Below are 20949 nucleotides of genomic sequence, written 5' to 3'. Positions count from 1 at the left end.
CGCTGCTCCGACCCTCGACGACGGACGCACCCGATATAATTTCAGTACGTAACGATGTAGCAGATTATCCGCCACCGAGCGCGGCCGGCCGATCGAAGGGCGAGCGCGGCGTCAGCCGAGGATCGTTCAGCCGTCGGCCGTTTTCGTCGCCGATTCTCGAATCCTACACGGTCGTTCGGCGGGATACGCGCGAACCCAAACCCCCTTATCCTCGTGTCGCCCTAGCACAGGGCAATGTCTGTACGAGTCGGCGTCCTCGGCGCCACCGGTGCGGTCGGACAGCGATTCATCCAGCTCCTCGACGACCACCCGACGTTCGAACTCGCGGCGCTGACCGCGAGCGACGACAGCGCGGGGAAGTCGTACCGCGAGGCGGCGAAGTGGCGGGTCGACACGCCCATCCCGGAGGACGTGGCCAACCTCACCGTCCGGCGGACCGCCGCGGACGACGTCCCGGACGACGTGGATCTCCTCTTTTCGTCCCTGCCGTCGGACGCGGCGGCGGCGATCGAGCCGGAGCTCGCGGAGGCGGGCTTCGTGATCTCCTCGAACTCCTCGAACGAGCGGGTCGCCGACGACGTGCCGCTCACGATCCCCGAAGTCAACCCCGGTCACCTCGACCTCATCGAGGTCCAGCGCGACGAGCGCGGCTGGGACGGCGCGCTCGTGAAGAACCCGAACTGCTCGACGATCACGATGGTCCCGACGCTCGCCGCGCTCCGCGAGTTCGGGTTAGAGCGCGTCCACGTTTCCACGCTGCAGGCGGTCTCCGGCGCGGGCTACTCCGGCGTCACGTCGATGGAGATCCTCGACAACGTCCTACCGCACATCGGCGGCGAGGAGGAGAAGATGGAGACGGAGAGCCGAAAGCTCCTCGGCGACTTCGACGGCGCGGAGATCCGGTGGCACGACGTGGAGGTGTCGGCCTCCTGCAACCGCGTTCCGTCGCTCGACGGCCACCTGGAGAACGTCTTCGCGGACCTCGCCGACCGGCCGAGCGCCGACGACGTCGCGGAGGCGATGCGCTCGCTGGAGGGGCTCTGCCTGCCGAGTTCGCCGGACCGGCTCGTCCACGTGTTCGGGTCTGACGAACCCGACCGCCCCCAACCTCGGCTCGACCGCATGCGCGGGCGGGGTATGCAGGTCTCCGCCGGCGGCATCCAGGAGACCCCCCGCGGCGTGAAGTACAACTGCCTGTCGCACAACACGATCCGCGGCGCGGCCGGCGCGAGCGTCCTGAACGGCGAACTGCTCGTCGAGAACGGCTGGGTCTGATCACGCGCGCCGACGCACAGAGTCCGAGAGCCGGACGCACACCTACTTAGGTCCGCGCGGAGAGATCGACACGGAATGCGCTCGGAGAAGGAGAAGATGCTGGCCGGCGACATGTACGACCCCACGGACCCGACGCTCGTCGAGGAGCGAGAACGCGCGCGGCGGCTCACCCGCCGGTTCAACCGGACGGTCGAGACGGACCACGACGCCCGCAGGTCCCTGCTGGCGGAGCTGTTCGGCTCGACCGAGGAGGGCATCTTCGTCGAACCGCCCTTTCGCTGCGATTACGGCTCCAACGTTCACGTCGGGGACGGGTTCTACGCCAACTTCGACTGCGTCGTGCTCGACGTCTGCCGGGTCGACGTCGGCGACAACTGCCTCGTCGGCCCCGGCGCGCACGTGTACACCGCCACGCACCCGACCGACGCCGCGGAACGGAACGAGGGACTGGAGTACGGAAAGCCGGTCGCGATCGGCGACGACGTGTGGATCGGGGGACGCGCGGTCATCAACCCCGGCGTCACCGTCGGCGACGACGTCACGATCGCCTCCGGGGCGGTGGTGACGGACGACGTGCCGGAGGGCGTCGTCGTCGGCGGAAACCCGGCGAGGGTGATCGCGGAGACCGGGCGCTGAACGAACGGCGTTCAACGACACGCATTTGGTCCCCCCTCGCAACGGTGGGGTATGCGACTCGCTCGCGCGGCGACCCCCGACGGGGTCGTCACCGGAGAGTACCGCGACGGCTCGATCGTCGCCGACGGAACCGAGTACGCCGTGGGGCGCGAGGCGGACCTGCTCGCGCCCTGCGTCCCCTCGGCGCTGTACTGCGTCGGGCGGAACTACGCCGAGACGCTGGCGCAGATGGAGTACGACCGACCCGAGGAGCCGGACTTCTTCATCAAGCCGCCGACGTCGGTCATCGCGCACGAGGAGCCGATCCCGTACCCTCCGTTCACCGACGAACTCACCTACGCGGGCGAACTCGCCGCCGTGATCGGCGAGGAGTGCCGGGACGTCGCCCCCGACGCGGTGCCGGAGGTCGTCCGCGGATACACGATCATGAACGACGTGGACGCGCTCGACCAGGGGGGGCGGACGGCCAGAAAGGCGTTCGACGGGTCGGGACCGCTCGGCCCGTGGATCGAGACCGACCTCGACCCGCGGGGGCTCGACATGCACACGGACGTGAGCGGCGAGCGGCGACAGGAGGCGAACACGGAGCTGATGCTGTTCGACCCGTTCGAGGTCGTCTCCTTCCTCTCCGAGCGGTTCACCTTCCGCCCCGGCGACGTGGTGGCCTTCGGCAGCCCGGCGAACCCCGGACTCGTCGAACCCGGCGACGTGGTCGAGATCACCTACGAGGGGATCGGCACGCTCCGGAATCCGATCGCGGAGCCGCAGACGGCGTAGATCGGAACGAGTCAGATCACCTGATTTTCGAGGTCCGTCTCCCCGGCGTCGAGCCGCCGGACGTTCCCCGCGAGGACGTCCGCGAGCCGGTCCCAGTACGCCGGGGTGTGGCCGGCGTTGTGCGGCGTGACGAACACGTTGTCGAACGTCCACAGCGGGTGATCCTCGGGGAGCGGTTCCGGGTCGGTCACGTCGAGCGCCGCGCCGCGGACGGCGTTCGTTCGGACCGCGTCGACGAGGGCGTCGGTGTCGACGACGGGGCCGCGGCCGACGTTGACGAGCACGGCGTCGGGCCGCATCGTCCGGAACGCCGCCTCGTCGAACAGCCCTCGCGTCGTCTCGGTGAGCGGCGCGGCGATCACGACGTACTCGCTGCGGGCGAGAGCGTCGTGCAGGTCGTCGTAGCCGAGCACCTCGTCGGTCGGCCCGCCCTTCTCGGACGAGTACCGGACGCCGATCGTGTCGACGCCGAACGGTTCGAGGCGGTCGACGACGGTCTCGCCGATCGCGCCGAGTCCGACGACCGCGACCGTGCTCCCCGCCAGTTCGCGAGCCTGGAACGACCGCCACTCCCGGCGCTCCTTCCGCCGCCACGCCCGGTCGAACCCCCGGACGAAGAGGAGGATGCTTCCCACGACGTGCTCTGCGATGTTCGGTCCGTGGACGCCCGAGGCGTTCGTGACCGCGACGCCCCGCTCCTCGAACGCCTCGATCGACAGGTGGCCCGTGCCGGCGTAGACGCAGGCGAACAGTTCGAGGTTCGCCGCGTCCGCCAGCGAGTCGGGCTCGATCGCGAGCCCGGTCGCCACCGTCGCTCGGGTCAGCAGTTCGCGCTCCTCGTCGGGCGTCCGCGCGACGGCGACCGTCGCCCCCGGGAGGTGATCGCGGATCGCGTCGGCGTACCCCTCGGCCGACATGCCGTGGATCTTCTGTCGCAGGACGACGACGTCCGGATCGGTCATGGGCCACCGTTGTTCGAGGGGGACTATGAGTGCACCTCCCTCGGCAGGCGCGTCCCCCTTCCCGCATCGGCGGCCGCCTCGCGGCGGCGCGCCCGCCGCTCGTCGCGCGTCACGATCCCCGACGCGCGTGCGGGAACGATCAGTAGAAAGGCGCGCCGAAAATTCGTCCTCCCGTAGACGACAGTCTCTACGTCCAGCACGCCGTTCCGGACCATTAATGGCGACGCCGGGCCGGGTAAGGAGTATGAAGCACGTAGACGTCGCCATCGTGGGGGGCGGCCCCGCCGGCTCGTCCGCGGCGCACGCCGCCGCCTCGGCCGGCGCGGAGGCCGTCGTCCTCGAAAAGGGGGTTCCGCGGGCCGACCGGGAGGGGCTCGGGCCGGACTCGACGGACGCGGCCGGCATCCTCGACTACTGGGTCGACATCATGGGCATCCACCCCAACGAGATGCCGGACGGGATCGTCCTCCACGACCTCGACCGCGCGGAGTTCGTCGGCCCCACCGAGTCACTGACGCTCCGGAAGACCGGCATCGAGTCGTCCTACGACGCTTTTGGGTACACGTTCCACCGCGCGCGGTTCGACGATTGGCTCCGCGAACGCGCGGAGGAGGCGGGCGCGGGGTACCGCGTCAAAGCGTCCGTCAAGGGCGTCGACACCGACCTCGACGCGACCGGGTCGGACCCCCGCCACGTCGTCCGCCTCAAGGACGGCACCGACCTCGGCGCGGACGTGCTGATCCTCGCGGACGGCCCCCAGCGGACGGTGACGAACCGCGTCCTCGACGAGTACCTCCCTGACGGCGAGAAGGCCTCGGAGCGGCTGGCCTCCACGCGGGCGAACCACATCGCCTACCAGGAGCACCGCCGCCTTCCGCCGGAGGTGTACGAGGAGGTCAGCGGCGCGATCAGGTTCTGGTGGGGGTACATGCCCGGCCACACCGCCTACCCGTGGATCTTTCCGAACGACGACGGCGTGGCGCGGATCGGGCTGACGATGCCCATCGCGCTCGACATCGACGAGATCGACGACCGGGACGAGTACGCGCTGCTCCGCCCGGACGACGAACGCATCCCGCCGGGCCGCGAGTACGTCCGCCGCCTCTTGGAACTGGAGTACGGCGACGAGTACGACGTCGAGACCGACTTTCCGCTGGTCGAAAACCGGGGGAAGGCGAAGGGGACGGAGACGTACCCCATCTCCTCGACGCGCCCGATCGACTCGCCGACGAAGGCCGGCGTCGCGGTCGTCGGCGGGGCGATGGGGGCCACCTCCGCGTTCCACGAGGGCGGCGACCACGTCGCCGTTCGGACCGGGGCCATCGCGGGCGAACTCGCCGCCGCGGGCGACCTCTCGACGTACAACGACCGCTGGAAGGTCGCCATCGGCGACGAGGTGCTGCGGAACGTCTCCATGGCGGACGTGGTTCACGACTACGGTCCGGCCGACTGGGACTGGGCGTTCAAAACTGCGAGAAACCTCATGGTCGAAGGCGAGGGGCTGCGGTTGTTCGAAGCGCGGAAGATGGCCGCCGGGGTGAACGCGGTGAAGCTGGTGTCGGCGTACAAAAAGCGAAAGTACAGGTTCCGGAAGGGTCGGTACGTCCAGCTGAAAGAATCCGAGTACGGGTACTGACCCGTCTCGTCCGCGAGGGGAGGATACAAATCGTCGCCCGTCCAACGCCGACCATGCTCACCTTCCTCGCCGGGGGGACCGGCACGCCGAAGCTCCTCGACGGCGCGGCGCGGGTGTTCGATCCGGCCGCCACGACCGTCGTCGGCAACACCGGCGACGACGTCGAACTCGGCGGCCTCCTGGTCTGTCCGGACCTCGATACGGTGCTCTTTCACGGCGGCGGCGTCCTCGACCGGGGGACGTGGTGGGGGATCGACGGCGACACGCGCGAGACGAACGCCGAACTGTTCCGCATCGCGGAGGCGGCGGGCCTCGAACGCGGCCCGCGGTACCTCCCCGACGACGCGCAGACGAACGGGCGCGAGATCGCCCGGTGGCGGCGCTTTTCCGGCGTCGCGGAGTTCATGACGATCGGCGACCGCGACCGCGCGGTCCACGTCACGCGGACGAGCCTCCTCGACGAGGGGCGCACGCTCACGGAGGTCACGCGAACGCTCGCGGACGCGTTCGGGCTCGACCTCGATCTCGTGCCGATGAGCGACGACCCGGTGGCGACGATCGTCCGCACGGACGAGGGCGAAATGCACTTCCAGGAGTACTGGGTCGCGCGGCGGGGCGACCCGGCCGTCGAGGACGTGGAGTTTCGCGGGGCCGAGTCGGCCGAACCGACCGCGGAGACCCTCGCCGCCCTCGCCGCGCCGGTCGTCGTCGGGCCGTCGAACCCCGTCACCAGCATCGGTCCCATGCTCGCCCTGCCGGGCGTTCGCGAGGCGCTCGACGCGACGCCCGTCGTCGCCGTCTCGCCGTTCGTCGAGGACCGCGTCTTCTCCGGTCCCGCCGCGGAACTCATGCGCGGCGTCGGCTACGAGGCGAGCACCGCGGGCGTCGCCGAGGCCTACCCCTTCGCCGACGCGTTCGTGCTCGACGAGGCCGACGGCACCGACCTCGATCGACCGGTCGTTCGGACGGACACCCGGATGGACGGCCCCGAGGACGCGGCGCGCGTCGCCCGGGCGGTCGACGACGCGCTCCGGGAGGTCGCCTGACCGTGTTCGAGCCGCGCGTCGCGCTCGCGAGCCTGAGCGGACGGTCGGACGCCGAGTGGGCGCTGAACGCCGCCGAGTACGCCGGAATGGCGTTCCTCGGTGGGATCGCCCTCGACGCCGACTCGCGGGAGGCCGCCGCCGCGATGGCGGCGGATCGGGACCGGACGGAGTTCCTGCCCGACGACCCGTTCGCCTTTCTGGATCGCGAGCTGTCGAAGCTGGACGGCGCGCCCCTGCGGGCCGGCGTCAACGTCCGGAGCGCGACGGTCGAGCCCGTCCGGCGGGCGGCGCGCATCTGCGCCGCCCGCGACGCGGTCCTCGAACTCAACGCCCACTGTCGGCAGGCGGAACTCTGCGCCGTCGGCTGCGGCGAGACGCTCCTGCGCGACGCGGATCGCCTGTGCGAGTACGTCGCCGCCGCCGGCGAAACGGGCGCGACGGTGAGCGTGAAGGTCCGCGCGGGGGTCCCGGGCGTCGACCTCCCCGAGACGGCGCGGGCGGTCGCCGCGGCCGGCGCGGACGCGATCCACGTGGACGCGATGGATTCGGAGCCCATCGTCGGCGAGGTCGCGCGGGTCGCCGAGTCGGAGGGGCTGTTGCTGATCGCCAACAACGGCGTCAGGAATCGGGAGACGGTCCGCGAGTACCTCGACCACGGCGCGGACGCGGTGAGCGTCGGCCGGCCGAGCGACGACCCGCGCGTGCTCAACCGCGTGCGGGCGGCGGTCGAGGAGTGGTTCGACGGACGGGTCGAACCGGCGACGGGGGCGACGCGATGACGGAAGACGACGACGGTCGGCGGGGTGCGTCGTTTTCGCCCGCAGAGCACGCGGAGCTCGCGCTCCTGCTCGAAGTCGCGGGCACGCCGAAGCCCGGGAACGTCGACCGCCGCCGCGACTTTCCGGACCTCCGGTTCGAGCACTTTCTCGCGGGCGCGGTGGGCGCGCGTCGGGGACTCGACCGGGCCGCGGCTGGCGCGCCGGTCGGCGAGGCGTTCGAGCGCGCGGTCGCGGGGATGGCCGCGAGGCAGGGCGGCGGAAACACCCAGTTCGGCTGCCTCCTGCTCCTCGTTCCGCTCGTGAGCGCCGCGGCCGGAGGGGATCTCACGCCCGGGGGAGCCGCCGCCGTCGCCGAGTCGACGACCGTCGAGGACGCCGCCGGATTCTACCGCGCGTTCGAACACGCGAACGTGGCCGTCGGCGATCCGCCGGCGGGCGCGGGGGACCTCGACGTTCGCCGGGGTGGGGAGGCGATCCCGGCGCTCAGGGAGCGCGAACTGACGCTGTACGACGTGATGGAGATGAGCGCCGACCGCGACGGGAACGCCCGCGAGTGGACCGGGGAGTTTCGGCGGACGTTCGGCGCCGCGGAGGGGATCCTCGCCGACGACGGCCCGGTGCTCGACCGGGCGGCGCGCACCTTCCTCGATCTGCTCGCCGAGGAGCCGGACTCGCTCGTCGCCGTCCAGCACGGCGAGGCCGTCGCGGCGGACGTCAGCCGGCGGGCCGCGGCGGTGCGCGGCGATCCCGAGGCGGTCGCCGCGCTCGCCGACGAACTCGTCGCCGACGGCCGCAACCCGGGGACGACCGCGGACATCACCGCCGCCGCGCTCTTCGTCGCGCTCGAACGGGGGGTGGCGGTGTGAGCGGGGACGATTCGGTCGCGGCCGGCGCGGCGTGGCCGGTCGACCTCCGCGGCGTCACGGAGTCGGTCGTCGCGACGCTCGGACCGAACGGGCGCTGGAACGTGGCCGCGCTCGGGCTCCGCGCGCCCGCCGCTGCGGGGGAACTCGTCACTGCGACGACGTGGGGGAACACCCGAACTCGCCGCAACTTCCACCGGCGGGGCGGCGGCGTGGTGCAGTTCACGTCCGACCCGCGGGAGTTCGTCGACGCCGCGCTGACGATCCGCGAGGAGGACGAGCCGGTGTTGCCCGGTGCCGACGCGTGGGTCGAAGTGCGCGCGACGCGCGTCGAGAGCGACGACGTGGAGGGGACGCGCCGCGAGCGGTGGGAACTCGATCCGATCGAGAGCGCCGTCCTGCGCGAGCGGGTACCGACCATCAACCGGGGGCTGTACGCCGTGATCGACGCCACCGTGGCCGCCTCGCGGCTCGACGTGCCGTCGTACGACGCGGACGCGCTGTTGGATCGGCTGGCGTACTTCGAGGAGACGGTCCGAACGTGCGGCGGTCCCGCGGAGGTCGAGGCGTTCGAACGCCTCGGCGAGATCACCGGTTGGCGCGAGCGTCGCCGGGCGCGCGAAGAGCACGACGACGCGTGACGAGCGAACGCCGCGGCCGCGACGTACGAGCGAGACGGACGGATCGGAGGCGCGGAACGAATCGTTTTAGTGGCTCTCCGGGAAATCCTCCGGCATGGCGATCAAACCGAAGTACGTCAAACAGATGGGGAACCTCCTGCTCGAACGGTACCCGGAGGCGTTCAACACCGACTTCGAGACGAACAAAGAGAGCGTCGAGAAGCTGACGAACGTCGAGTCGAAGGAGGTCCGAAACCGCATCGCCGGCTACGTCACGCGCAAGAAAGCGGGCATTCGAGCGGAAGCCTAATACCGATCGCGTACTCCTGACGACGCCAGCCGCCAGCGGCCGTGCCGTCCGCGACGGCGCGCCCCGACGACGTCGGGGCGGCGTTTCGACGGGCGAGAATTCGACGGACGACGAACCGGTTTTTGCCGTTTTGCGGAATCCTTTTTGAGGTGGGTCGTGCATGTCTCCCACAATGACCGAAGGTGGTCCGACGTGACGATGGAGGACCGGATCGACGAACTCCGCCGAAAACGAGAGGAGGCGTTCGAGGGCGGCGGAGAAGAGCGGATCGAGTCCCAACACGACAAGGGGAAGATGACGGCCCGCGAGCGGATCGACTACTTCCTCGACGACGGTACCTTCAACGAGTTCGACCGGTTCCGCACCCACCGGACGCACAAGTTCGGCATGGAGGAAAAACAGCTGTACGGCGACGGCGTCGTCACCGGCTACGGCGAGGTCAACGGCCGGACCGTGTTCGTCTTCGCCCACGACTTTACCGTCTTCGGGGGATCGCTCGGAGAGGTCTTCGCCGAGAAGGTGTGCAAGGTGATGGACAAGGCGGTGGAGGTCGGCGCGCCGGTCGTCGGCCTCAACGACTCCGCCGGGGCCCGCATTCAGGAGGGCGTCGGGAGCCTCGGCGGCTTCGGCGAGATCTTCCGCCGGAACACCGAGGCGAGCGGCGTCGTCCCGCAGATCTCGGCCATCATGGGCCCCTGCGCCGGCGGGGCGGTCTACTCGCCAGCGATCACGGACTTCGTCTTCATGGTGAAGGACACGAGCCACATGTTCATCACCGGACCGGACGTGATCAAGACGGTCACGGGCGAGGAGGTCTCCTTCGAGGAGCTCGGCGGCGCGGTGGCCCACAGCTCGACGAGCGGGGTCGCCCACTTCGCGGTCGACTCCGAGGAGGAGGCGCTCGACAAGATCGCGCTCCTGCTGTCGTACCTGCCCCAGAACAACGTCGAGGATCCGCCGCGGGTCGACCCGTGGGACGACCCCGAGCGCGCCGCCGAGGAACTCAACACCATCGTCCCCGACCAGCCGCGAAAGCCCTACGACATGACGGACGTCGTCGATCACGTCGTCGACGAGGGGTCGTTCTTCGAGGTCCACGACGACTTCGCGAAGAACGTCGTCGTCGGGTTCGCTCGCCTGGACGGCCGGTCGGTGGGAATCGTCGCCAACCAGCCGCGGGTCAACGCCGGGACGCTCGACATCGAAGCCAGCGAGAAGGGCGCGCGCTTCGTCCGCTTTTGCGACGCGTTCAACGTCCCGATCCTGACGCTCGTCGACGTGCCGGGCTTTCTCCCCGGCACCGACCAGGAGCACGGCGGCATCATCCGCCACGGCGCGAAACTCCTCTACGCCTACTCGGAGGCGACCGTGCCCCTGCTGACGGTCATCACGCGGAAGGCCTACGGCGGCGCGTACGACGTCATGGCCTCGAAGCACCTCGGCGCGGACGTGAACTACGCGTGGCCGACCGCCGAGATCGCCGTGATGGGGCCGCAGGGCGCGGTGAACATCCTCTACCGCAAGGAACTGGCGGAGGCGAGCGACGCCGAGGCGCGCCGACAGGACCTCATCGACGAGTACCGCGAGGAGTTCGCGAACCCCTACACGGCGGCCGATCGGGGATTCCTCGACGACGTGATCGAGCCGACGGAGACGCGGGCGCGGCTCATCGAGGACCTAGAGATGCTAAAGAGCAAGCGAAAATCCTACCCCGACAAGAAGCATGGCAACCTTCCGATCTGAGGTCCCGGACGTCGACGCCCTCGCCGCCGCGCTCGACCTGCCCGCCGACGCCGACAGCGAGGAGGCGGCGGCCATCGTCGCCGCCATCGGCGCGCACCTGCGCGATCAGGAACTGGCCGCGGCGGCCGAAGACGACGCGGAGACGTGGGACGGCGAAAGGTGGACCTTTGCGGGTCGGGTCGACCAGTTGCAGGGACGGAACGTCCGCGTCCCCGACCGCGCGCCGACGGACGCGTGGACCGCCGCCGGACGGACGGCGCGCTTCTGAGGGAGGTCTCTGCCCGCGATTTCGCGCCGAAAAACTCGGGATTCGGGATCGTCCTCGACCGCCGGAGGGTCCCCGGATCAGACGCCCGGGTCGTCGCTGCGGTCGAACTCCTCGCCGATCTCGGAGAGTTGCTCCAGCGCGTCCTGCTCCTCGCGGAGATTCTGCTCCAGCGTATCCGCGACGCCGTCGTGTCCGAGTTCGTCGGCGATGGGGATGAGGTTCCCGTAGGCGGCGATCTCGTAGTGCTCGGACTTCTGGCCGGCCGCGATGTTGAACCGTTCGAGCACGTCCTCGTCGGGGTCGCGGCCGACGAACTCCTCGTGTTCCTGGATCATCGCGTCGACGATCGCGTCCTCCTCGGCCCGTGGGTCCTCGCCGACGGACTCGAAGGCCTCTTCGAGTCGCTGGACGTGTTCCTGCGTCTCGCCGCGGTGTTCCGAGAACGCTTGCTTGACCTCGTCGTCGGTCGACCCGCCCTCCAGTTCCTCCAGCGCGTCGACGAGTTGCTGTTCGGTGTAGTACATCTTTCGCAGCCCCTCGACGAAGAACTCCTCCATGGTCACGGACATAGCGTGTGGAACGTCGGCTGGCGCGGTAGTAGACGACGGGGCTGGGTATACGTGCCGTTTAAATAGCACCCGCTCCCGTCGGCCGATCCGTTCGCCGAGAGCCGGGGAAAGGACTACGGTGTCGCTCCCCGACTCTCTACGAGCGGTCTTCGGAAGCGTCGCGCGCCGATCGGGACCGACAGAATGAGGTAGCTCGTCCGAAAATGGTGGACCACGTATCGATCAGTAATAACCGTACAAAATACCAGGAAGGTTCGATGATATCTTTGATTCGGAGGGAAAACGATGTTCAGTAAGGTTCTCGTCGCGAACAGAGGGGAGATCGCCGTTCGAGTGATGCGCGCCTGCGAGGAACTCGGCGTGCGGACCGTCGCCGTCTACAGCGAGGCGGACAAACACGCCGGCCACGTGCGCTACGCCGACGAGGCGTACAACATCGGGCCCGCGCGCGCGGCGGACTCCTACCTCGACCACGAGGCGGTGCTCGACGCCGCGCGGAAGGCGGGCGCGGACGCCATCCACCCCGGCTACGGCTTCCTCGCCGAGAACGCCGAGTTCGCCCGCAAGGTCGAAGAGAGCAACGTGAAGTGGATCGGTCCGTCCGCGGACGCGATGGAGCGACTCGGCGAGAAGACGAAGGCGCGCACGCTGATGCAGCGCGCGGACGTGCCGGTCGTCCCCGGCACCACGGAGCCGGTCGAGTCGCCGGACGAGGTGAAGGAGATCGCCGACGAGTACGGCTACCCGGTGGCGATCAAGGCCGAAGGCGGCGGGGGCGGCCGCGGCCTGAAGGTCGTCCGGAGCGAGGAGGAGGTCGAAGAACAGCTCGAAACCGCCCAGCGCGAGGGCGAAGCGTACTTCGGCAACGCCTCCGTCTACGTCGAGAAGTACCTCGAAGCGCCGCGGCACATCGAGGTGCAGATCCTCGCGGACGAACGCGGCAACGTCCGTCACCTCGGCGAGCGCGACTGCTCGCTGCAGCGCCGCCACCAGAAGGTGATCGAGGAGGCCCCGAGCCCCGCGCTCGACGCGGACCTGCGCGAGGAGATCGGCGAGGCGGCGCGCCGCGGCGTCAAGGAGGCCGAGTACGCGAACGCCGGCACCGTGGAGTTCCTCGTGGAGGACGGAAACTTCTACTTCATGGAGGTGAACACGCGAATCCAGGTCGAACACACCGTCACGGAGGAGGTGACCGGCATCGACATCGTGAAGTGGCAGATCCGGATCGCCGCGGGCGAGGAACTCGAGTTCGAGCAGGACGACGTCGAGATCGAGGGTCACGCGATGGAGTTCCGCATCAACGCCGAGAACCCGGCGCGGGACTTCGCGCCCGCGACGGGGACGCTCTCGACGTACGACCCGGCGGGCGGCATCGGCGTCCGCGTCGACGACGCGGTCCGGCAGGGCGACGAGATCGGCGGCGACTACGATTCGATGATCGCGAAGCTGATCGTCGACGCGGCGGACCGCGAGGAGTGTCTCGCCCGGTCCGACCGGGCGCTCGCGGAGTTCCAGATCGAGGGCTTCCACACGATCATCCCGTTCCACCGGTTGATGCTCGCGGACGAGACGTTCCGCGCCGGCGAGCACACGACGAAGTACCTCGACGAGGAGCTCGACCCGGCGCGCATCGAACGCGCAGTCGACGAGTGGGGCACCGTCGGCACCGACGAGGGGGACGAAGAGGGCGAGGTCACGGAGCGGGAGTTCACCGTCGAGGTCAACGGCAAGCGGTTCCAGGTGAACCTCGAAGAGCGCGGCGCGCCCGCGATCCCCGCAGCCGAGAACCGGAGCGACAACGCCGGACGGTCGAGCCGACCGCCGCAGGCGACGGCGGACGACGGCGGCGAGGAGGTCGTCGTCGAGGGCGACGGCGAGACGGTGACCGCCGAGATGCAGGGGACGATCCTCGCCGTCGAGGTCAACGAGGGCGACGACGTCTCCGCGGGCGACGTGCTCTGCGTGCTGGAGGCGATGAAGATGGAGAACGACGTCGTCGCCGAACGCGGCGGGACGGTGACGCAGGTGCTCGTCGCGGAGGGCGACAGCGTCGACATGGGCGACGTGCTCTGCGTGCTGGAGTAGGCGGCGTCGGCGAGGACGCGCCGGAACGATCTGCGGTTGCTTCTTGATCCCCCTTCGCGTATCCCGGTACATGACCGACACGCGACGCGCCCTCCTCGACGCCCTCGCCGCCGGCCCGGTCTCGGGTCCCGCGCTCGCAGACAGCCTCGGCGTCTCGCGGGCGGCGGTCTGGAAGCAGGTCGAGGCGCTGCGGGGAGAGGGGTTCGGAATCGAGAGCGACGGGTCGGGGTACCGGATCGCGTCCCTGCCGGAGTACGGCGGGGCGGCGATCGAGTACGGCCTCGACGCGCCGTACGCCGTCGAGTATCACGACAGCATCGGGAGCACGAACGACCGCGCCCGGGAACTGGCCGCGGAGGGCGCGGCGGACGTCGCGGTCGTCGCCGACGAGCAGACGGGCAGCCGCGGCCGGCTCGACCGGCCGTGGTCCTCGCCCGCGGGCGGCGTCTGGCTCTCCCTTGTTCTCCGGCCGTCGCGCCCCCCGTCGCACGTCCCGGCGTTCACCCTCGCGGCGGCCGTTGCGACGACGCGCGCGGCCCGGGAGGTCGGCGTCGACGCGGGGATCAAGTGGCCGAACGACGTCCTCGTGAGTGAAACGAGCGAGGGCACGCCAGAGGCTGAATCTGGCGGCGTCCTCGTGAGCGACGCGAACGAGGGCAAATCAGAGGCGAACTCTGATAGAGTCCTCGTGAGTGAAACGAGCGAGGGCACGCCAGAGGCTGAATCTGGCGGAGTCCTCGTGAGCGACGCGAACGGGGGCAAATCAGACGTGAAGTCTGGGGAGAAGGAGGCATTCTCGGACCGCGGCGGTCGGAAGCTCGCCGGCGTCCTCACGGAGATGGAGGGCGAGGCCGACCGGGTCTCGTGGCTCGTCGTCGGCGTCGGCGTGAACGCGAACGTCGACGCAGCGGACCTGCCGGCGAGGGCGACGAGCCTCCTCGAAGAGCGCGGCGAACCGGTCGATCGGCGAGCGTTCGTCCAGCGGCTCCTGTCGGAACTCCACCGCCTCCGCGAGCGGCCGGAGGAGGTGCTCCCGGCGTGGCGCGAGCACGCGCTGACGCTCGGTCGACGGGTCCGCGTCGACACGCCGGGGGGAACCATCGAGGGCGAGGCGATCGACGTCGAGTTCCCAGGCGCGCTCGTCGTGCGGACGTCGGAGGGCGAGGAGACCGTCTACGCGGGCGACTGCGAGCACCTCCGCCCGGCGTGAGCCGAGGCGGCCGCTCCGCGCGATCCGCCCTCTCAGTCGGCTTCGCCCGCGCGCTCCGGACCGACCCGGACGGTCATCACGGGGACGTTCGACCCGCGGACGACCTTTTCGGCGACGCTGCCGAGGAGGAGGCGGTCGATGCCGCCGCGGCCGTGGGTACCCATCACGACGAGATCGCACCCCTCGCGCTCCGCGTACCTGACGATCTCCCTGCTCGGCGTTCCCTCGACGACGGCCGTCTCGATCGGAACGCCCCGATCCTCGGCGATTCGCGCCACCTCCGCGATCGCCTTTTCGGCGTCGCGTCGGAGCATCTCGTCGATCCCTTCCCACGACGACTCCATCGGGAGGCCGGCGAAGTTGGCGGTGTTGATGACGTACAGCGCGTGCACGGTCGATCCGTGGACCTCCGCCAGATCGACGGCGTGCGAGACGGCGCGCTCGCCCTCCGCCGAACCGTCCGTCGGGACGAGAATCCGGTGGTACAAACCCATGCGTCTCACTGACATGGTTTCCCTCCCCGAGTAATAACTCTTCGCGCCGTCGAGCGATCGCGTCCGTCGCCGAATTCGACCGGAATCAGACCCGTCTCCCGGCCGACGGAACGAGCCCGTCCGCCCGTCAGAGCACGACCCGCTTCACGTCGGCGTGACCCGCCCGCCGCACCACGCCGCGGACGATGTCCCGGACGCCGCCGAGGTTGTCCGAATCGCCGTCGAGCACGAGGAGCTTCGCGTCGCGGCCCGGTTCGATCAGCCCGCAGTTCAGGCCGGCGATCTCCGCCCCGTTGACCGTCGCCATCCGGAGCACCTCCTCGGCGGGGAGGTCCGCGAGCTTCGCCGCGAACTCCATCTCCCGGAACATCGAGGGGCTGTTGAGCATGACGTTGTCCGTCCCGAGCGCGACGGTCGTCCGCGACGCGAGCTCTCGGATCGGCGGAGCGCCGACGCCCGTGACGAGGTTCGAGCGTGGACAGACCACCACCGGCAGGTTCCGGTCCTCGATGCGTTCGAGGTGGACGTCCTCGGGGTGGACCATGTGGACGACGAAGTCGGGGTCGAGGTCGAGCGCCGGGTTGACGTCGGTCGAGTCGCGCTCGCCGGCGTGGATGCCGAACAGTTTACCGGCCTCGCGGGTGGCGTTCCGCAGGTGGTCGAAGTCGCCGTCGCGCGCGCCGCTCGCGCCGAAGCCGTCGGCCTCGCGCATCGCCGCCTCGGTCTCGCGGCCGAGCACGACGCCCTCGACGTCGAGCCCGCCCATCGCCTGCTGGATGGCGTCGACGCCCTCGACGCCGCCCTCGCGGAACTCGACGAACGCCGCGGTGCCGCCGGCCTCCATGAACCGGAGGGAGCGGCGCATGGCCGCGACCGTCTCGCCGACGCTCGCGGCCCGCAGCAGGCGATGTTTGAGCCCGTCGGGCGGCGCGACGAGTTCGTCGAGGCTCAACCCCGCGCCCGCTTCTTTCGCGATCGAGTCGCCGATGTGCGTGTGGGCGTTCACGAACGCGGGAACGACGACGTCGTCCGAATCCGTCCGCTCCTCCTCGATCGCCTCCACCGTTCCGTTCCGTACGACCACCCTCCCCTCGACCGGCTCGAACTCCCCGCCGACGAGGACGGTCCCCTCGATGATCATCGTCCGACTTCTGACGGTCGGGGTGCTTGAACCCCCCGGACGACGGTCGAATCGGAACTCGCCGTCAGTCGAACTCGTCCAGCGTGGTCCGGAGTCCGCGGCGGACGTCGCTGACGAGCGCGCCGTCGATGTCCAGTCCGAGCACGGCCGCCGCTTCCTCGCCGACCCGTTCCGCGACCCTCTCGGGCGCGTAGACGCCCAGTCGCCACTGGTTGCGCTGCGCGGTTCGAAGCGCGCTCACGAGCGGCGACTGCCGGTCGAGCTGTCGGATGTCGCCGTTGACGACGACCCGCGAGGACGACTCCGTGATCGACGGCTTCGCGGGGACGTCGATGACGACCTCGGCCGCGTCGACGCCGACCGCGTCCGCGACGTCGCGCTCCGCGTCGCGGATCTCGTCGTGGGGGGCGGCGAGGACGCTCTCGGGTACGTCGGACAACTCGGCCCAGACGCCGCGTTTGTACAGGTTTCGGTTGCCGAGCCGGTCGGCCAGCTCGCGGGTCGACGCCGTCGTCCGGAGGGCGACGACGAGGTCGTGGTCGTCCATCCGCCGCAGTTCGGACGCGGAGACGTCGGTGTCGGCGAGGAGCCGCTCGGACGCGCGGCGAAGCATCGCCTTGCCGATTCGCGCGACGTGGTGCTGGTAGACCGTCGGGTTCATGAGCGCGCGCGCGAGGAGGAGGCTCTCCGCCGTCTGGACGTTCCCCTCCGCCAGAACCAGCTCGCCGTCGACGAACGCGAGTTCCCGGATCAGCCGTTCGTGGTCGATGGTGCCGTAGGGGACGCCGGTGTGGTGGGCGTCGCGCACGAGGTAGTCCATCCGATCCACGTCGAGCTCGCCCGAGACGAGCTGACCGTAGGTCCCCTCGCCCGCGACGAGGCCCGCGACGCACTCGGGATCGAGGTCGTGGTCGCGGAGGACGTCGCCCACGTCTCCCTTCGCGAGCAGCTCCGCCACGTCGTCGTGGTACTTCCCCGTGTGTCGGTGGGTGAGCGCCTCAATGTTGTGGCTGAACGGTCCGTGGCCGACGTCGTGCAGGAGGGACGCGGCGCGGATCCGCTCCGCCTGCCGTCCCTCGATTCCCAGCTCACCGAGGGCGCGGTTGGCGAGGTGGTAGACGCCGAGGCTGTGCTCGAACCGGGTGTGGTTGGCGGAGGGGTAGACGAGCTGGACGGTTCCGAGCTGTTTGATGTGGCGCAACCGCTGCACGGCGGGCGCGTCGAGCAGCGCCGCCGCGACGCCCTCGACCTCGATGTGGTCGTGGACGCTGTCCTTGATCGTGATCATTGTCCGAGGTTCGGCGCGATCGGATAAAAACCGTCGCCCGGGGTGTCGGCGCGCGGACGACGGGCCGTCGAGGGGATGATCAGGGGGTGATCGTCGCCGCGGACGATCCGGCGACCTAGACGACCGACTTCCGCCCCCGGAGGCCCGCGAACGTCGCGAGGCCGACGACGACCGCGACGACGACGGTCGGCCAGAAGCCGACGGCGGCTTCCAGCCCGAGCCCCGTGAGGAGCGTGAACACGAGAAACAGCGGGATCGCGACGCCGGCGGCGAACAGCCACGGCGTGCTCAGCCGGCGGGCGAGCGAGCCGGCGCCGGCCTCGAACTCCGAGATCGCGTCGCGGCCGAGCACCCAGCCGACGAACAGGAGGAACGCGGCGAGGCCGGCGGCGAGGAGCAGGTCGACGAGCGTGCCGGCGACGAAGTCGAAGATCGACGGCGCGAGGGCGCTGACGGTGCCGGTGGCGGCGACGACGCCGAGCATGAGGCCGACCGCGCGGCGTCGGGAGAGACCGTACTCGTCGACGAGGACGGAGACGGGGATCTCGAGGATGCTGATCGAACTCGACAGGGCGGCGAGCGTGACGACGCCGAAGAAGGCCGCGGCGACGAGCGAGCCCGCGGGAAGCGTCGCGAACGCGCCGGCGAGGCCGACGAAGAGCGCGCCCGCGCCGGTGCCGGTGCTCCCGGGATCGATGCCCTGCGCGAAGAGCAGCGGGAAGACGACGAGTCCGGCGAGCACGCCCACGAACGTGTTGAGCACGGCGATCGTCGTCGCGTCGAACGGGAGGGATCGATCCTCGCCGAGGTAGGAGGCGTAGGTGATCATCGTCCCCGCGCCGACGGAGAGGGTGAAAAGCGCCTGCCCCGCGGCTGGGCCGAGCAGCGAGAAGAAGTTCTCCCGCACGGTCCCGACGTCGAACCGGAGGTAGAAGGCGTAGCCGTCGACGGCGTTCGGCTGCGTCGCCGCCCAGGCGGCCAGCGCGACGAGCAGGACGACGATGGCGGGCATCATCACTTTCGTGCCGAGTTCGATGCCCCGGCGAACGCCCGCGACGACGATGCCGGCGGTCAGCGCGAGAAAGAGGAGGTGAAATCCGACGGCCGCGGGCCCGAACGACGCTCGGTCGAAGTACGCCCCCGGTTCGTCGAAGAAGGGGACCGGGCCGGCGGTTCCGGCCGCGAGGAGGCTCTCGAAGAAGTACCGGAGGATCCACCCGCCGACGACGCTGTAAAAAGAAAGCAGCGCGATCGCCGTCACGACGCTGAACGCGCCGACGTACCCCCACGAGCGAGCGTTCGAAAGGGATTCGAGCGCGCCGACCGGGTTGCGCTTCGCCCGTCGGCCGATGACGAACTCGCCGAGCAGGCCGGGGACGCCGACGGCGAGGACGATACCGAGGTACACGACGAGAAACGCGCTGCCGCCGTTCTCGGCGGTGACCCACGGAAACCGCCAGATGTTGCCCAGTCCGACCGCGCTTCCCACGGCGGCGAGGATGAAACCGATCCGCGTCGCCCACGTCTCTCGTGTCATTGTCATTCGTTGGCTCGGTTCCGCTAAAGTGGCTTTCGGGTCTCGAATCCCTCAATCGGCAATGATAACGGTTTTCCGACGCTGTGTGTTCGATATCCGAACCGATGCGTCGACGAAAAGCGCGGATCGCCTACGGATCGTAACCGTACAGCCGCCCGTCAGTTATCAGAACGGCGGTGCGATCGCGCCGTCGAGGACGAGCGATTGGAGCCCGAGAGCGAGCGTCCCGACCACGGCGAGGAGGACGACGACGCGCACGGTCCACAGCCACGCGAGGGCGGCGAAACCGTCGCCGGACGTTCCCTTTCGCACCTCGTCGAGCGCGTCGCCGCCGAGCACCCAGCCGACGAACGCGAGGACGAGAAGCACCGAGAGCGGCAGGTAGAGGTTGTACGTGAGCGCGTCGAACCACTCGAACCACGCGAGGTCGAGCGACGAGGGGACGCCGAGGAGGAAGATCGACGCCCCGAGTCCGAGGGCGGTCGGGGCGCGCCCGGCGTCGTGATTGTCGATGACGTACGAGACGGCCACTTCGAGCAGGCTGATGGCGCTCGACAGCGCCGCGACGAGCACCACGACGAAGAAGGCGACGCCGAGAAGCCGACCGGCCGGAAGTTCGGAAAACGCGGTCGCCAGCCCGACGAACACCGCGCCGGGCCCGCTCTGGTCCGGCGAGACGCCCTGCGCGAAGAGCAGCGGGAAGACGACGAACCCCGCGAGCACGCCCACGGACGTGTTGAACAGGACGACGGCGAGCCCGTCGCGCGCGAGGCTGTCGTCGCCGTCGAGGTAGGAGGCGTAGGTGATCATCGCGCCCATCCCGAGCGAGAGCGAGAAGAACGCCTGTCCGACCGCGTAAGGGACGAGCTCGCCCAGGTTGGCGAAGAGTTCGTCGAGGTCCGGCGCGAGGTAGTACGCGTACCCCGCGCCCGCGCCGGGGAGGGTGACCGCCCAGAGCGCGAGCGCGAGCAGGACGACGACGATGCTCGGCACCATCAGCTTCGTCGCCCGCTCGATGCCGTCTTCGACGCCGAGGGCGACGACGCCGACGACGATCGCCATGAACGCGCCGTGGAGCGCGAGCGCGTCGGTCCCGGCGGCGATCCCCGCGAAGTACGCCGCGGGATCGCCGAAGTACGCGCCCGTCGCGCTGCCGGCGACGTAGCGGAGCACCCAGCCGCCGACGACGCTGTAGTACGAGAGGATCCAGAAGCCGGAGAACAGCCCGACGACGCCGACGAGCGTCCACCCGGGGTGACCGAGCGCGCCGAAGGCGTCGACGACGTTGCGCTTCGACCGACGGCCGACGACGAACTCCGCGAGGATGGCCGGGAGGCCGACCGAGAGGGCCGCAACGAGGTAGACGACGAGGAACGTCGCGCCGCCGAACTCGGCGGTCTTGAACGGGAACTGCCAGATGTTGCCCAGCCCGACCGCGCTACCGACGGCCGCGAGGACGAACCCTACCCTCGTGGCCCACGTCTCTCTCGCCATTGTCGGTGTGTGTCCCGATTCCCTAAAGTGGGTTTCGAGTCGGACGGCCGATCCTGCGCCGTCGACCGCGGAGATCGAATCCTCGAACGTCGAGCCCTCGAATCACCCCGTACGATCCCCAAATCGCCGTATTTTCCCGTTGCTGCGAAGAGCGGTCCGCCGAACCGACGCTATTTCACGGCCAATATACAAGATCTCAAACACGTTTCCAAACCT

General features: G+C 69.9%; 20 protein-coding genes. 13 read left to right on the top strand and 7 right to left on the bottom strand.

The window, feature by feature from the left end:
- The first annotated feature begins 234 nt into the window (after window positions 1–234).
- The 3 genes from asd to C3L37_RS03845 all read left to right on the top strand — a co-directional run bounded on the left by asd (window position 235) and on the right by C3L37_RS03845 (window position 2688).
- Window positions 235–1275 (top strand): aspartate-semialdehyde dehydrogenase, encoded by a 1041-nt coding sequence (gene asd / locus C3L37_RS03855; protein ID WP_129113289.1) that lies wholly within the window; start codon window positions 235–237, stop codon window positions 1273–1275.
- A 75-nt stretch (window positions 1276–1350) separates the two neighbouring features.
- A complete protein-coding gene (locus C3L37_RS03850) occupies window positions 1351–1911 on the top strand; it encodes a maltose acetyltransferase domain-containing protein (protein WP_129113288.1) in 561 nt (186 codons plus the stop codon).
- A 51-nt stretch (window positions 1912–1962) separates the two neighbouring features.
- Entirely contained in the window at window positions 1963–2688 is a 726-nt protein-coding gene (locus C3L37_RS03845; RefSeq protein ID WP_129113287.1) for a fumarylacetoacetate hydrolase family protein, read from the top strand.
- An 11-nt stretch (window positions 2689–2699) separates the two neighbouring features.
- On the opposite strand, the gene C3L37_RS03840 is transcribed toward C3L37_RS03845, so the two are convergent.
- The gene (locus tag C3L37_RS03840; RefSeq protein ID WP_129113286.1) at window positions 2700–3650 is read right to left on the bottom strand and encodes a D-2-hydroxyacid dehydrogenase; all 951 of its coding nucleotides are present in this window, start codon (window positions 3648–3650) and stop codon (window positions 2700–2702) included.
- 244 nt (window positions 3651–3894) lie between these two features.
- Between C3L37_RS03840 and C3L37_RS03830 the strand changes: the two genes are divergently transcribed.
- From C3L37_RS03830 to C3L37_RS03795, 8 genes are all read left to right on the top strand, one after another.
- Window positions 3895–5286: an NAD(P)/FAD-dependent oxidoreductase gene (locus C3L37_RS03830; RefSeq protein WP_129113284.1), complete on the top strand. Its 1392-nt coding sequence runs from the start codon at window positions 3895–3897 to the stop codon at window positions 5284–5286.
- A gap of 53 nt (window positions 5287–5339) precedes the next feature.
- Window positions 5340–6332, top strand: a complete 993-nt coding sequence (cofD, locus tag C3L37_RS03825; protein WP_129113283.1) for a 2-phospho-L-lactate transferase — start codon at window positions 5340–5342, stop codon at window positions 6330–6332.
- A 2-nt stretch (window positions 6333–6334) separates the two neighbouring features.
- Window positions 6335–7111, top strand: coding sequence for a tRNA-dihydrouridine synthase (locus C3L37_RS03820; RefSeq protein ID WP_129113282.1), 777 nt, complete (start codon window positions 6335–6337; stop codon window positions 7109–7111).
- Entirely contained in the window at window positions 7108–7977 is an 870-nt protein-coding gene (locus tag C3L37_RS03815) for a triphosphoribosyl-dephospho-CoA synthase (RefSeq protein WP_129113281.1), read from the top strand. Before C3L37_RS03820 ends, C3L37_RS03815 begins: the two co-directional genes overlap by 4 nt.
- Entirely contained in the window at window positions 7974–8615 is a 642-nt protein-coding gene (locus tag C3L37_RS03810; protein WP_129113280.1) for a DUF447 domain-containing protein, read from the top strand. Before C3L37_RS03815 ends, C3L37_RS03810 begins: the two co-directional genes overlap by 4 nt.
- 94 nt (window positions 8616–8709) lie before the next feature.
- Entirely contained in the window at window positions 8710–8904 is a 195-nt protein-coding gene (locus tag C3L37_RS03805; protein WP_129113279.1) for a 30S ribosomal protein S17e, read from the top strand.
- Window positions 8905–9102: 198 nt separating this feature from the next.
- The gene (locus C3L37_RS03800) at window positions 9103–10647 is read left to right on the top strand and encodes an acyl-CoA carboxylase subunit beta (RefSeq protein WP_129113401.1); all 1545 of its coding nucleotides are present in this window, start codon (window positions 9103–9105) and stop codon (window positions 10645–10647) included.
- A complete protein-coding gene (locus tag C3L37_RS03795; RefSeq protein WP_129113278.1) occupies window positions 10628–10915 on the top strand; it encodes an acc operon protein in 288 nt (95 codons plus the stop codon). Before C3L37_RS03800 ends, C3L37_RS03795 begins: the two co-directional genes overlap by 20 nt.
- A gap of 77 nt (window positions 10916–10992) precedes the next feature.
- Here C3L37_RS03795 and C3L37_RS03790 read toward each other — a convergent pair whose 3' ends face one another.
- On the bottom strand, window positions 10993–11484 hold the full coding sequence (locus C3L37_RS03790) for a YciE/YciF ferroxidase family protein (RefSeq protein ID WP_129113277.1): 492 nt from the start codon (window positions 11482–11484) through the stop codon (window positions 10993–10995).
- Window positions 11485–11769: 285 nt separating this feature from the next.
- On the opposite strand from C3L37_RS03790, the gene pccA reads away from it, so the two are divergent.
- The gene (pccA, locus tag C3L37_RS03785; RefSeq protein ID WP_129113276.1) at window positions 11770–13569 is read left to right on the top strand and encodes a propionyl-CoA carboxylase biotin carboxylase/biotin-carboxyl carrier subunit; all 1800 of its coding nucleotides are present in this window, start codon (window positions 11770–11772) and stop codon (window positions 13567–13569) included.
- A gap of 70 nt (window positions 13570–13639) precedes the next feature.
- On the top strand, window positions 13640–14779 hold the full coding sequence (locus C3L37_RS03780; RefSeq protein WP_129113275.1) for a biotin--[acetyl-CoA-carboxylase] ligase: 1140 nt from the start codon (window positions 13640–13642) through the stop codon (window positions 14777–14779).
- Between the two features lie 32 nt (window positions 14780–14811).
- Here C3L37_RS03780 and C3L37_RS03775 read toward each other — a convergent pair whose 3' ends face one another.
- The 5 genes from C3L37_RS03775 to C3L37_RS03755 form a co-directional block, all read right to left on the bottom strand.
- Window positions 14812–15288 carry a universal stress protein gene (locus tag C3L37_RS03775; RefSeq protein ID WP_228546098.1) on the bottom strand — a complete coding sequence of 159 codons (477 nt, stop codon included), beginning with the start codon at window positions 15286–15288 and terminating at the stop codon, window positions 14812–14814.
- Between the two features lie 112 nt (window positions 15289–15400).
- Entirely contained in the window at window positions 15401–16414 is a 1014-nt protein-coding gene (locus C3L37_RS03770; protein WP_129113274.1) for an amidohydrolase family protein, read from the bottom strand.
- 64 nt (window positions 16415–16478) lie between these two features.
- A complete protein-coding gene (locus C3L37_RS03765) occupies window positions 16479–17702 on the bottom strand; it encodes an HD domain-containing protein (RefSeq protein ID WP_129113273.1) in 1224 nt (407 codons plus the stop codon).
- A 115-nt stretch (window positions 17703–17817) separates the two neighbouring features.
- Window positions 17818–19239: a sodium-dependent transporter gene (locus tag C3L37_RS03760; RefSeq protein WP_129113272.1), complete on the bottom strand. Its 1422-nt coding sequence runs from the start codon at window positions 19237–19239 to the stop codon at window positions 17818–17820.
- 165 nt (window positions 19240–19404) lie between these two features.
- Window positions 19405–20733 (bottom strand): sodium-dependent transporter, encoded by a 1329-nt coding sequence (locus tag C3L37_RS03755; RefSeq protein WP_129113271.1) that lies wholly within the window; start codon window positions 20731–20733, stop codon window positions 19405–19407.
- Window positions 20734–20949 lie beyond the last annotated feature (216 nt).

It is taken from the genome of Halegenticoccus tardaugens, from assembly GCF_004116405.1.
In the GTDB taxonomy this organism is placed as follows: domain Archaea; phylum Halobacteriota; class Halobacteria; order Halobacteriales; family Haloferacaceae; genus Halegenticoccus; species Halegenticoccus tardaugens.
Note: the sequence above shows the minus strand (reverse complement) of the source record. Positions and strands in the feature narration are given on the sequence as shown.

Bases quoted from the DNA above. Each gene is read 5' to 3' on its own strand.
- C3L37_RS03830 (WP_129113284.1), top strand. From the start codon at position 3,895: ATGAAGCACGTAGACGTCGCCATCGTGGGGGGCGGCCCCGCCGGCTCG.
- C3L37_RS03845 (WP_129113287.1), top strand. From the start codon at position 1,963: ATGCGACTCGCTCGCGCGGCGACCCCCGACGGGGTCGTCACCGGAGAG.
- C3L37_RS03795 (WP_129113278.1), top strand. From the start codon at position 10,628: ATGGCAACCTTCCGATCTGAGGTCCCGGACGTCGACGCCCTCGCCGCC.
- C3L37_RS03780 (WP_129113275.1), top strand. From the start codon at position 13,640: ATGACCGACACGCGACGCGCCCTCCTCGACGCCCTCGCCGCCGGCCCG.
- cofD (WP_129113283.1), top strand. From the start codon at position 5,340: ATGCTCACCTTCCTCGCCGGGGGGACCGGCACGCCGAAGCTCCTCGAC.
- C3L37_RS03770 (WP_129113274.1), bottom strand. From the start codon at position 16,414: ATGATCATCGAGGGGACCGTCCTCGTCGGCGGGGAGTTCGAGCCGGTC.
- C3L37_RS03765 (WP_129113273.1), bottom strand. From the start codon at position 17,702: ATGATCACGATCAAGGACAGCGTCCACGACCACATCGAGGTCGAGGGC.
- C3L37_RS03790 (WP_129113277.1), bottom strand. From the start codon at position 11,484: ATGTCCGTGACCATGGAGGAGTTCTTCGTCGAGGGGCTGCGAAAGATG.
- C3L37_RS03850 (WP_129113288.1), top strand. From the start codon at position 1,351: ATGCGCTCGGAGAAGGAGAAGATGCTGGCCGGCGACATGTACGACCCC.
- asd (WP_129113289.1), top strand. From the start codon at position 235: ATGTCTGTACGAGTCGGCGTCCTCGGCGCCACCGGTGCGGTCGGACAG.
- C3L37_RS03775 (WP_228546098.1), bottom strand. From the start codon at position 15,288: ATGTCAGTGAGACGCATGGGTTTGTACCACCGGATTCTCGTCCCGACG.
- C3L37_RS03805 (WP_129113279.1), top strand. From the start codon at position 8,710: ATGGCGATCAAACCGAAGTACGTCAAACAGATGGGGAACCTCCTGCTC.
- C3L37_RS03840 (WP_129113286.1), bottom strand. From the start codon at position 3,650: ATGACCGATCCGGACGTCGTCGTCCTGCGACAGAAGATCCACGGCATG.
- C3L37_RS03760 (WP_129113272.1), bottom strand. From the start codon at position 19,239: ATGACACGAGAGACGTGGGCGACGCGGATCGGTTTCATCCTCGCCGCC.
- C3L37_RS03755 (WP_129113271.1), bottom strand. From the start codon at position 20,733: ATGGCGAGAGAGACGTGGGCCACGAGGGTAGGGTTCGTCCTCGCGGCC.
- C3L37_RS03815 (WP_129113281.1), top strand. From the start codon at position 7,108: ATGACGGAAGACGACGACGGTCGGCGGGGTGCGTCGTTTTCGCCCGCA.
- pccA (WP_129113276.1), top strand. From the start codon at position 11,770: ATGTTCAGTAAGGTTCTCGTCGCGAACAGAGGGGAGATCGCCGTTCGA.
- C3L37_RS03800 (WP_129113401.1), top strand. From the start codon at position 9,103: ATGGAGGACCGGATCGACGAACTCCGCCGAAAACGAGAGGAGGCGTTC.